At 56.0% G+C, this 11,343-nt stretch carries 8 protein-coding genes and 1 pseudogene; 3 read left to right on the top strand and 6 right to left on the bottom strand.

The window, feature by feature from the left end; genetic code table 11:
• Positions 1-19 precede the first annotated feature (19 nt).
• The gene (gene gltS / locus HV302_RS00395; protein WP_016155009.1) at positions 20-1,225 is read right to left on the bottom strand and encodes a sodium/glutamate symporter; all 1,206 of its coding nucleotides are present in this window, start codon (positions 1,223-1,225) and stop codon (positions 20-22) included.
• Positions 1,226-1,450: 225 nt separating this feature from the next.
• Here gltS and xanP point away from each other — a divergent pair, with 225 nt between their 5' ends.
• Positions 1,451-2,842 carry a xanthine/proton symporter XanP gene (gene xanP / locus HV302_RS00390; RefSeq protein WP_003024026.1) on the top strand — a complete coding sequence of 464 codons (1,392 nt, stop codon included), beginning with the start codon at positions 1,451-1,453 and terminating at the stop codon, positions 2,840-2,842.
• Between the two features lie 121 nt (positions 2,843-2,963).
• The gene (locus tag HV302_RS00385) at positions 2,964-4,673 is read left to right on the top strand and encodes an AsmA family protein (RefSeq protein WP_181626778.1); all 1,710 of its coding nucleotides are present in this window, start codon (positions 2,964-2,966) and stop codon (positions 4,671-4,673) included.
• 41 nt (positions 4,674-4,714) lie between these two features.
• Here HV302_RS00385 and HV302_RS00380 read toward each other — a convergent pair whose 3' ends face one another.
• The 4 genes and pseudogenes from HV302_RS00380 to HV302_RS00365 form a co-directional block, all read right to left on the bottom strand.
• Positions 4,715-5,398 carry a D-lyxose/D-mannose family sugar isomerase gene (locus HV302_RS00380; protein ID WP_016155011.1) on the bottom strand — a complete coding sequence of 228 codons (684 nt, stop codon included), beginning with the start codon at positions 5,396-5,398 and terminating at the stop codon, positions 4,715-4,717.
• 49 nt (positions 5,399-5,447) lie between these two features.
• A complete protein-coding gene (locus HV302_RS00375; protein ID WP_016155012.1) occupies positions 5,448-6,308 on the bottom strand; it encodes a ketose-bisphosphate aldolase in 861 nt (286 codons plus the stop codon).
• Between the two features lie 80 nt (positions 6,309-6,388).
• Positions 6,389-7,240 carry a class II fructose-bisphosphate aldolase gene (locus HV302_RS00370; RefSeq protein WP_181626777.1) on the bottom strand — a complete coding sequence of 284 codons (852 nt, stop codon included), beginning with the start codon at positions 7,238-7,240 and terminating at the stop codon, positions 6,389-6,391.
• 11 nt (positions 7,241-7,251) lie between these two features.
• Positions 7,252-8,199: pseudogene (locus HV302_RS00365) on the bottom strand (PTS fructose transporter subunit IIC); the annotation flags it as partial.
• 56 nt (positions 8,200-8,255) lie between these two features.
• Between HV302_RS00365 and HV302_RS00360 the strand changes: the two are divergent.
• A protein-coding gene (locus tag HV302_RS00360; protein ID WP_223429336.1) for an IS1 family transposase occupies positions 8,256-8,953 on the top strand; the annotation gives its coding sequence in 2 pieces (ribosomal slippage) (positions 8,256-8,505 and positions 8,505-8,953; 699 coding nt in all).
• Positions 8,954-9,021: 68 nt separating this feature from the next.
• Here HV302_RS00360 and yicI read toward each other — a convergent pair.
• On the bottom strand, positions 9,022-11,340 hold the full coding sequence (gene yicI, locus HV302_RS00355; protein WP_181626776.1) for an alpha-xylosidase: 2,319 nt from the start codon (positions 11,338-11,340) through the stop codon (positions 9,022-9,024).
• Positions 11,341-11,343 lie beyond the last annotated feature (3 nt).

Raw genomic sequence — 11,343 nt, 5'->3', positions numbered from 1 at the left:
TGACTCCGCCGCACAGACATTATTGCGCAAAAATCGGCAGCAGCAGATACAGCTTAATCACCAGCGCATTGACGATATCGATAAAGAACGCCCCCACCATCGGCACCACCAGAAACGCCATATGGGATGGTCCAAAACGTTCTGTAATTGCCTGCATGTTGGCAATCGCCGTGGGTGTCGCACCGAGGCCAAAACCGCAGTGTCCGGCTGCCAGCACGGCGGCATCGTAGTTCTTACCCATCATGCGCCAGGTGACGAATATCGCATACAGCGCCATGAAAATGGTCTGCACAACCAGGATTGCCAGCATCGGCAGGGCCAGAGAAGCCAGCTCCCACAGCTTCAGACTCATTAGCGCCATCGCCAGGAACAGCGACAGGCTAACGTTACCCAACACCGAAACCGCGCGCTCGAACACCCGATAAAAACCCATTAACGCCAGGCCGTTACTGAGGATCACCCCAACAAACAGCACGCAGACGAAAGTCGGCAGTTCCAGCACCGTTCCGACCAGCATTTGTGCAACGATTTTACCCACCGTCAGACAGATAGCGATCAGCGCAATGGTTTCAATCAGCACCAGCGAAGTGATTATGCGTCCGACATCCGGCTTTTCAAATGCGGTAGGCACAGCCTGATCGTCCGGCATGCCGTCTGGCGTGGTAGAGTGTTTGACCAGATAGCGGGCCACCGGGCCGCCAATCAATCCGCCCAGCACCAGGCCAAACGTTGCGCAAGCCATCGCCACTTCCGTCGCATTAGCGAAACCATAGCGCTCAATAAACAGTTTGCTCCATGCGGCCCCGGTTCCATGCCCGCCAGAGAGGGTTATCGAACCGGCGATCAGACCCATCAGCGGATCCAGACCCAGCAGAGTCGCCATACCAATACCGATGGCGTTTTGCATCAGCAGCAGGCCAACAACCACAATCAGAAAGATACCCACCACGCGGCCACCCGCGCGCAGGCTGGCGATATTGGCGTTCAGGCCGATAGTGGCGAAGAATGCCAGCATCAGCGGATCGCGCAGGGTCATATCGAAGTTCACTTCCCAACCCATGCTTTTTTTCAGCACCAGCAGCGCAATCGCCACCAGCAATCCGCCAGCTACAGGTTCGGGAATGGTGTATTTTTTCAGGAAGGAAACAGACTGGACGAGCTTACGTCCCAGCAGCAACACAAGGGTTGCCGCAACCAGCGTTGATAACGTATCGAGATAAAACATTTACAACTCCATTAGTGCGTTTAGCACAATCACGCACGATGCATTCCAGACCGATTTTTAGCTCTTATTGAGTTTTCGGTGTGGATTTTAAGCAGAAAATCATGAAAAGTTATATAAAAATGTTTGTTTATCCGTTTTAAATATTAAGAACACCTGGTAGCAAACGTTTGCATTTCCGCCATGGTCAGATAAAATCACCGCTTTTCCACCATGGGATTGCCTCTGATGTCCGTTAACGCCGTAGAGTCAACAAATGCGCAACCGGTTGCGCAGACTCACAACAGTGAACTGATTTACCGTCTTGAAGATCGCCCCCCGCTAGCCCAGACCCTGTTTGCCGCCTGTCAGCACCTGCTGGCCATGTTCGTCGCGGTAATCACCCCAGCGCTGTTAATTTGCCAGGCGCTCGGTTTACCGGCTCAGGATACTCAACACATAATCAGTATGTCGCTGTTCGCTTCCGGCGTGGCTTCTATCATTCAGATCAAAGCCTGGGGGCCGGTCGGCTCAGGGCTATTATCCATTCAGGGCACCAGCTTTAACTTTGTTGCGCCACTGATTATGGGCGGTACAGCGCTAAAAACCGGTGGTGCAGATGTCCCAACCATGATGGCGGCGCTGTTCGGTACACTGATGCTGGCAAGCTGCACTGAGATGGTTATCTCACGTGTACTGCATCTGGCGCGTCGTATCATTACCCCGCTGGTCTCAGGCGTGGTGGTGATGATTATCGGCCTGTCGCTGATTCAGGTGGGTCTGACGTCGATTGGCGGCGGCTATGCGGCAATGAGCGACAACACCTTTGGCGCGCCAAAGAATTTACTGCTGGCAGGCGTCGTGCTGGCGCTGATTATCCTGCTTAACCGCCAGCGCAACCCGTACCTGCGCGTTGCGTCACTGGTTATTGCGATGGCGGCAGGTTACCTGTTGGCGTGGTTTATGGATATGCTACCGCAAAATACCGCGCCGGTAAGTCAGGACCTGCTGATGGTGCCAACGCCGTTGTATTATGGCCTGGGTATCGACTGGAGCTTACTGCTGCCGCTAATGCTGGTGTTTATGATTACCTCGCTGGAAACCATCGGTGATATTACGGCCACCTCCGATGTCTCCGAGCAGCCCGTTTCTGGTCCGCTGTATATGAAACGCCTGAAAGGCGGCGTACTGGCGAACGGTCTGAACTCGTTTGTTTCAGCCGTATTCAACACCTTCCCGAACTCCTGTTTTGGACAAAACAACGGGGTTATTCAGTTAACGGGCGTTGCCAGCCGCTACGTTGGTTTTGTGGTTGCGCTGATGCTGATCGCGTTGGGCCTATTCCCGGCGGTCAGCGGTTTTGTACAGCATATTCCTGAGCCGGTACTCGGCGGTGCTACGCTGGTGATGTTCGGTACTATCGCGGCATCCGGCGTGCGTATCGTATCCCGCGAACCGCTGAACCGCCGCGCAATTCTGATTATCGCGCTGTCGCTGGCCGTCGGCCTCGGCGTTTCCCAGCAGCCGCTGATCCTGCAGTTCGCTCCGGACTGGGTGAAAAACCTGCTCTCTTCCGGCATTGCCGCAGGCGGTATTACCGCTATCGTTCTGAATCTGGTGTTCCCACCAGAGAAGCAATAAGCAAAATGCGGCGTTGATTCTGAATCAACGCCGCTGTAACGCTCTTTCACCATTCCCGCCTTGAGCATTGCGCCTAAATCGTGCATAACTTGACTATGTGCACTTCGCGGGATGGAAGACCATGAAATTTATTGGAAAGCTGCTTCTTTACGTGCTGATCGCCCTTGCAGTGGCGATCCTCGGCTTATATTTTCTACTGCAAACCCGCTGGGGCGCAGAGCACGTCAGCGCCTGGGTTTCGCAGAACAGCAGCTACCATCTGGCATTTGATGCCATCGATCACCGGTTTTCTTCTCCTTCCCATATTCTGCTGGAAAACGTCACCTTTGGCCGGGATGGTCAGCCCGCAACGCTGGTCGCCAAAACGGTCGATATTGGACTGAGCAGCCGCCAAATCACCGACCCGCTGCACGTAGACACCATTCTTTTGCAAAACGGCACGCTGAATCTTTCCCAGCAAACTGCGCCGCTGCCGTTCCAGGCCGATCGCCTGCAATTGCAAGATATGGCGCTTAACAGTCCCGGTAGCGAGTGGACCCTGAGCGCGCAGCGCGTTAACGGCGGAGTCATTCCCTGGAGTCCTGAGGCGGGTAAAATTCTCGGGAGTAAAGCGCAAATTCAGCTCAGCGCCAGTTCGTTGACGCTGAACGACGTCCCCACGACCAACGTATTGATTGAAGGCAGTATTGACCATGACCGTGTGACGCTGAGCAATATTGGCGCAGACGTGGCGCGTGGCGCATTAACCGGCGTGGCACAACGCAATGCCGACGGTAGTTGGGTAGTGGAGAATCTGCGCCTGAACGATATTCGGCTGCAAAGCGATAAATCGCTGGCCGAGTTTTTTGCTCCGTTAAGCACTATTCCTTCCCTGCAAATTGGTCGTCTGGAAGTAACAGATGCCCGTCTGCAAGGCCCTGACTGGGCGGTGACGGATCTCGATCTGAGCTTGCGCAACATGACCTTCAGCAAGGACGACTGGCAAACTCAGGAAGGAAAACTGTCGATGAACGCCAGCGAGTTTATCTACGGCTCTCTGCACTTTTTCGATCCGATTATGAACGCCGAGTTCTCGCCGCAGGGCATAGCGCTGCGTCAGTTCACCACCCGCTGGGAAGGGGGAATGGTCAGAACATCCGGAAACTGGCAGCGCAACAACAAAGCGCTGGTCCTCGATGATGCCGCCATTGCCGGTCTGGAGTACACGCTGCCGGAAAACTGGAAACAGCTGTGGATGAAACCTCTACCAGCCTGGCTAGCCAGCCTGACGCTGAAGAAATTCAGCGCCAGCCGTAATCTGGTGATTGATATCGACCCGAGCTTCCCATGGCAGCTCACCGCGCTGGACGGCTACGGTGCTAACCTCGGGCTGGTGCAGAACAATCAGTGGGGGATCTGGAGCGGGAGCGCTAACCTCAACGCCGCTGCCGGCACCTTTAACCGCACCGACGTGCGTCGTCCTTCGCTGGCGCTGACGGCGAACAGCAGCACCATCAATATCAGCGAACTAAGCGCCTATACGGAAAAAGGGTTGCTGGAGGCCACTGCCAGTATTTCACAGTTGCCTCAGCGTCAAACTCAGGTCAGCCTGAACGGGCGCGGCGTGCCAATGACGATTCTGCAACAGTGGGGATGGCCCGCACTGCCGCTTTCCGGCGACGGTAACATCCAGCTTACGGCCAGCGGCAATATTCAAGCCGATGCGCCACTCAAGCCAACGGTCAGCGGCCAGTTGCATGCGGTGAACGTGGAGAAACAGCAGGTAACGCAAACCATGCAGGCGGGCGTGGTATCCGGTAGTGAAATTACCGCCCCACCCGCTGCGCAGTAAAATCTGACGGCCCGGCGGCGCTTTGCCTGCCGGGTCGCCGTTTATCGCTGTAAGCGCGCATATTCACTGCACAACAGCCACTTCACCGGCTCGTCCTCTTCTATCGCCGGGAAGCGACCGCCTGGCTCAAGGAAGTGATTGTCATGCAGGTCGTCATTGACCATCGAGATCTCCCAGCCCAGCACGAACGCTTTCTCCGCCCAAAAGCGATGATACAACCGCGGCGGCAGGCATACCCCCTGCCCCGGTTTCAATACCAGCGTCTCGCCAGCGTCAACGGAACGCCGCTGACCATCGACGCTAACCTCAACAATGCGCCGGGCATCATACCCGTCATCGGGCGTAGCCCACGCCAACTGCATACATAAATCACCGCCGCCGCGGTTAACGATATCTTCCATTTTATGGCGATGAAAATGCCATGGCGTCTGCTGATCCTGCTGAATCTGCAGCATCTTTTCGGCGTACGGTTTGGGGTAGCTGGCTGACCCTAACTGACCATTGCGCAACGTCAGTAACGTCAGCCCCGTTTGCGCAAAATCTCCGCGCCCAAAGTCGGTTATATCCCAGCCCAGTTGGAGATCGAGCACTTCACGCCACAGAGTGTGATCCTGTTGCCGCCAGGCATCAGCCGTAAAATACGCAAAGTCAGGCAGGCAAACCCGAAAAGTCTCGGCGATGGCATGCGCTTTATCGACGGCATAATTAATGTGTGAACGCTTCATTCCACTTTTCCTTGTTGCGAAAAAGGCGGGTCACCCCGCCTGTATGCGGTTAGTAAAGTGACGCTTTGCCAGTTGAGCCGAACAGTTTCATTTTGTGACGGATCACATCCCGCGCGGCGCTAATGGCTTCCGGGTAAATAACGTTCGGGTCCCACCAGGTTTCTTTCGCCAGGATTTCGCGGACTTTCTGGAAGTAAGCGTATTTCATATCGCTGGAAATGTTGATTTTGCCAACGCCCAGCGTAACGGATTCGGCAATTTCCGCATCCGGGTTCGCGGAACCTCCGTGCAGCACCAGCGGAATGTCCACTCGCCCGGCAATCTCGCGCAGGATGTGCATTTGCAGCTCTGGCTGCATCCCTTTCGGGTAGATGCCGTGTGCAGTTCCAATCGCCACCGCCAGCGTGTCCGCGCCGGTACGGGCGATAAAATCCTGTGCCTGATCAGGATCGGTATAAGTGACCTTCGATACACCGCCTTCCACTGACGTCCCGGTTTGACCAATCGTACCCAGTTCCCCCTCCACCGAAACGCCTACCGCATGCGCCAGCTTGACCACTTCGCGGGTCAGCGCCACGTTCTCTTCATACGGCAACAGCGAGCCATCAATCATCACCGAGGTAAACCCACACTGAATCGCCCGCAGGACATGCTCGACCGAAGCGCCGTGGTCCAGATGCAGAGTAAAGGGAACCGGGCTGCGCAGAGTGATATCACGGACGTAGCTAAAAAACGCATCGCCTACAAAATCATGTTCGCTGGGGTGAATGGAGATAATCGCCGGGGTATTGGTTGCTTCCGCTTCTTCCACTACTGCACGTACAAAGCAGCTGTCCGCCACGTTGAATGCGCCGATGGCGAAACCGTGCTGACGGGTAGGTTGCAGTAATTCTTTCATCGAAACTAACATGTTAATTCTCCAGTTTCAGGGTGTAGAAAGCCCTGCCAGTGCATCGTCGCAGAGGCATAGAAGGCGTTACAGAAAATGAATCAGGCTTTGTCGATAGCGCCGCTGGCCTGCAGGTACGGAATAATGGCTTCCTCGCAGGCCTGCTCCATCAGGGCCAGGGCATCAACGAGTTCACCGGATGTGTCGCGACACAGGGTATGCAGTAGTGCAGCCTTTCCGGCTTCGAAAACCGCCGCGCCAACGTTTATCTTGGCGACGCCAAACGTCGGGCAGCGCTGTAGCTGGTCAAACGGCGTCCCGCTGCCGCCATGCAGCGCCAGCGGCACCGTTGATAAACGGGCAATTTCCTCCAGTCGCTGGAAATCAATGGCGGGTATGACACCGGGCGCGTACATGCCATGTGCCGTGCCGACCGAGACCGCCAGTAAATCGATACCGGTCTGTTGGATAAAGGGCTCCACATCGGCGGCCTGGGTCATCAAATCAGCGTTAGCTGCGTGATCATAGCGCGGGGCGTCGGCCAGATGCCCCAGCTCACCTTCCACGCACAGAGAAATGCTGGTCGCGAGCTCAACCACCGCCCGGGTCTGGCGAATGTTCTCCTCCAGCGCAAAGGCGGAGGCGTCGATCATTAACCCGCTGAATCCGGCGCGAAAAGCCTGGCGAATGCGCACTGGGTCCTTTCCATGATCCAGCGCCAGCGCGACCGGTACCGACGCTTCCTCTGCCAGCGTTTTGACGACCGCCACCGCTATCGGTGCAGGAAAATGGCCCAGATGCCCCTGATACAGATTCAGAATGATGGGCGCACGGTGTTTCTCAGCCGCCCGCACCGCCGCACGGGCGCTTTCCAGGTTCATACAGTTGATGGCCAGCAGCGCGTACTGCTCGCGCCAGGCTTTCGTCACCATGCTTTTCATATCGGCAAACATACGGCCTCCGGTTATTCCAGGGTGAAGGTGATCTCTTCGTCTTTCAGCTTTTGATCGCTAAGTTCATCAAACTCTTCGTCACGTTCGGTCACCGGTTTCTTCCACAACGACAGCATGACGCCGCAAATCACCGTACCGATCCCCAGCGCCAGGCAAAACAGCAGCGGATGCGTAAAGAGCGGGACCACGAACATGCCGCCGTGCGGTACCGGGCTTTCGACGCCCCACACCATAATCAGACCGCCCGCTATCGCCGAGGCCACCACGCAGGACCCCACCACGCGCAGCAGGTCGCGCGCCGCAATGGGAATGACCCCTTCGGTAATCATGCAGATCCCCATCGGGAATGCCGCTTTCAGCGCCTCGCGCTCCGCACGGGTGTACTTGTGACGTGTCAGCAAAAAGGAGAGCGTAATGCCGAACGGAGGGATCATCGAACCGACAAACTTCACCGCTTCCGGACCGTACACGCCGCTGACCAACATGCCGTCAGCAAAGAGCGACATGGTTTTATTCACCGGTCCGCCAAAGTCGAATGTCGCCATTGCGCCAAGGATGGCCCCCATTAAAAAGCGTGACCCGCCCTGCATGGACTCCAGCAGATGAATCAACGCGTCCTGCAGCCAGGCTATCGGTTTGCCAATGAGCGTCATCATCAACAGGCCGCCAATGACGGTACTCAGTACCGGCAACACCATGATGGGCATCAACCCCTGCATCGACTGCGGCAAACGGATATAGCGCTTGAGCAGCAGGACGGTATAACCGACCAGAAAACCGCCCAGCATCCCGCCGATAAAACCGGTATGAATTTCACCGCAGACAAAGCCGACAATCAGACCCGGCGCGAATCCGGGGCGGTCAGCAATGGAGTACGCAATCGCCGCACTAATCAGCGGTACGATTAACCCCATCCCCCAACCGCCAATCTGGTTGAGCATCCAGGGGATGGTTCCTGTTGGTGATGCTGCCAACTTACTGATTTAGTGTATGATGGTGTTTTTGAGGTGCTCCAGTGGCTTCTGTTTCTATCAGCTGTCCCTCCTGTTCAGCTACTGACGGGGTGGTGCGTAACGGCAAAAGCACTGCCGGACATCAGCGCTATCTCTGCTCTCACTGCCGTAAAACATGGCAACTGCAGTTCACTTACACCGCTTCTCAACCCGGTACGCACCAGAAAATCATTGATATGGCCATGAATGGCGTTGGATGCCGGGCAACCGCCCGCATTATGGGCGTTGGCCTCAACACGATTTTACGTCACTTAAAAAACTCAGGCCGCAGTCGGTAACCTCGCGCATACAGCCGGGCAGTGACGTCATCGTCTGCGCGGAAATGGACGAACAGTGGGGCTACGTCGGTGCTAAATCACGTCAGCGCTGGCTGTTTTACGCGTATGACAGGATACGGAGGACGGTTGTGGCGCACGTCTTCGGTGAACGCACTCTGGCCACACTGGAGCGTCTTCTGAGCCTGCTGTCGGCCTTTGAGGTCGTGGTATGGATGACGGATGGCTGGCCGCTGTATGAATCCCGCCTGAAGGGAAAGCTGCACGTAATCAGCAAGCGTTACACTCAGCGCATTGAGCGACATAACCTGAATCTGAGACAACATCTGGCAAGGCTGGGACGGAAGTCACTGTCGTTCTCAAAATCGGTGGAGCTGCATGACAAGGTCATCGGGCATTATCTGAACATAAAACACTATCAGTAAGTTGGAGTCATTACCCTGCTCGCGGTGTGGGCCGGATAAGACGCATCCGGCACCACGTCGACACATGCTTACAAGGTAATCGTCAGCTCACTGCCCTGTGGAGTAATAACTACACCCAGCTCGCTGCCCATATGCGAACCGCATTTAATGCCGCCAATTTTCTGAATATTTCGCAGGCACAGCGTCCAGTTACGCGCATCTCCACTACCTTGCACGGTGATGGTATTACCCGTACGCACCGCCTTCAGCGTGAAGATAACCGAGCCGTCAGCAGCCGGAACTTCACAGAGTGCTTCCCGCCCCTCCTGCAGATGGAACAGCTGGAACGCTGTCCCTTCGTGCCAGGCGTAGTCCGGCTTCTGGTTATTACTGCCCAGCGCCAGCAGGGTGTTCTCACGCACATAAACCGGCAGACTCAGGAAGTCATGCTGCTGCTTATGCCAGCGGCTACCAGACACCTCATCATTACGCCACAGATGCGTCCAGCGTCCTTCCGGCAGGTAGAACTGCACATCGCCCGCCTCGCTAAACACCGGCGCGACCATCACGCTATCGCCCAGCATGTACTGGCGGTCGAGATAATCACACGCCGGATCGTCCGGGAACTCCAGCATCATCGCGCGCATCATCGGGGTGCCCTGCGCATTAGCGCGCGCTGCTTCACGATACAGGTACGGCATCATGCGGCATTTCTGTTCGGTGAAGTAGCGCACCACATCGCAGGATTCGTCATCGTACGCCCATGGCACACGGTAGGATTTACTGCCATGCAGGCGGCTGTGGCTGGAGAGCAGCCCAAACGCACACCAGCGCTTGTAGACGTGCGCCGGAGCGGTATTCTCAAAGCCGCCGATATCGTGGCTCCAGAAGCCAAAGCCGGACAGGCCAATAGACAAGCCACCGCGCAAGCTTTCCGCCATCGATTCATAGTTGGCGTAGCAGTCGCCGCCCCAGTGCACCGGAAACTGCTGTGCGCCCACGGAGGCCGAACGAGCGAACAGCACCGCCTCTTCTTCACCAACGGTTTCTTTCAGCACGTTCCACACCAGTTCGTTGTAGATGTACGCATAATGGTTGTGCATCTTCTGCGGATCGGCGCCGTCAAACCACTGCACATCTGTGGGGATGCGTTCGCCAAAGTCAGTTTTGAAGCAGTCTACGCCGATATCCACCAGACCTTTCAGCTTGTTGGCATACCACTCGCAGGCTTGCGGATTAGTGAAGTCATAAATCGCCAGGCCCGGCTGCCATTTATCCCATTGCCACAGGGAACCGTCCGGCCGCTTGAGCAGATACCCTTTCGCTTTCAGTTCATTGAACAGCGGGGACTTCTGACCGATGTAGGGGTTTATCCATACGCACACCTTCAGCCCTTTCTCTTTCAGGCGGCGGATCATACCTTCCGGGTCCGGGAAGGTCACCGGGTCCCACTCAAAGTCGCACCACTGGAAGGCCTTCATCCAGAAACAGTCGAAGTGAAAGACGTGCAGCGGCAGATTGCGCTCGGCCATGCCGTCGATAAAGCTGTTCACCGTCGCTTCGTCGTAATTGGTGGTGAATGACGTGGTCAGCCACAGACCGAACGACCAGGCTGGCGGCAACGCCGGACGGCCGGTAAAGCGGGTATAGCGATCCAGCACCGCCTTCGGCGTTGGGCCGTCGATGACGAAATATTCCAGATACTCGCTTTCAACGCTGAACTGCACTTTCGACACTTTCTCAGAGCCGATTTCAAACGACACGCACTGCGGATGGTTCACCAGCACGCCGTAGCCGCGGTTGGTGAGATAAAACGGGATGTTCTTGTAAGACTGCTCGGTACTGGTGCCCCCATCGCGGTTCCAGGTTTCCACCGTCTGGCCGTTACGTACCAACGCGGTAAAACGCTCGCCCAGCCCGTACACCGTTTCCCCCACGCCCAAATCCAGACGCTCAAACATATAATTACGCCCGCTGTGGGTATCCTGCACGTAACCGCTATTCTTTAGCTGACTGCCGGTAATACGTTCACCATTACGCAGGAAATCCAGCGACCAGAACTCGCCTTTGGTCACCCGAACGCTCAGATTGCCGCTCTTCAGTTCGGCAAATTCAGCGGTGTTTCGCATCTCAACATTGACGTCCTGCAACACATTCAACGGGTAATGTGGGCCGGTATCCAGCGCGCCCTGGAAGTGCTCCATACGTACCCCCACCACCCCTTCCTGCGGCGAGAAAAAGCGTAAGGTGAAGAGTGGGGTATCCAGTTGCCAGGTACGTTCACGCACGTCGCGCGGCGCAACGTAGACAATCATCTCGTTACCCTGCTGTTCAACGTCGAACACCTGAATTGGGTGTATTAAATTCAGTCCAGGTTGGGTCAGCCAGTTTCCATCGCTAATTTTCATCGT

Origin of the sequence: Citrobacter sp. RHBSTW-00859, from assembly GCF_013729795.1 — a bacterium.
Classification (GTDB): Bacteria; Pseudomonadota; Gammaproteobacteria; order Enterobacterales; family Enterobacteriaceae; genus Citrobacter; species Citrobacter braakii.
This window is presented reverse-complemented; position numbering and strand designations above follow the sequence as displayed.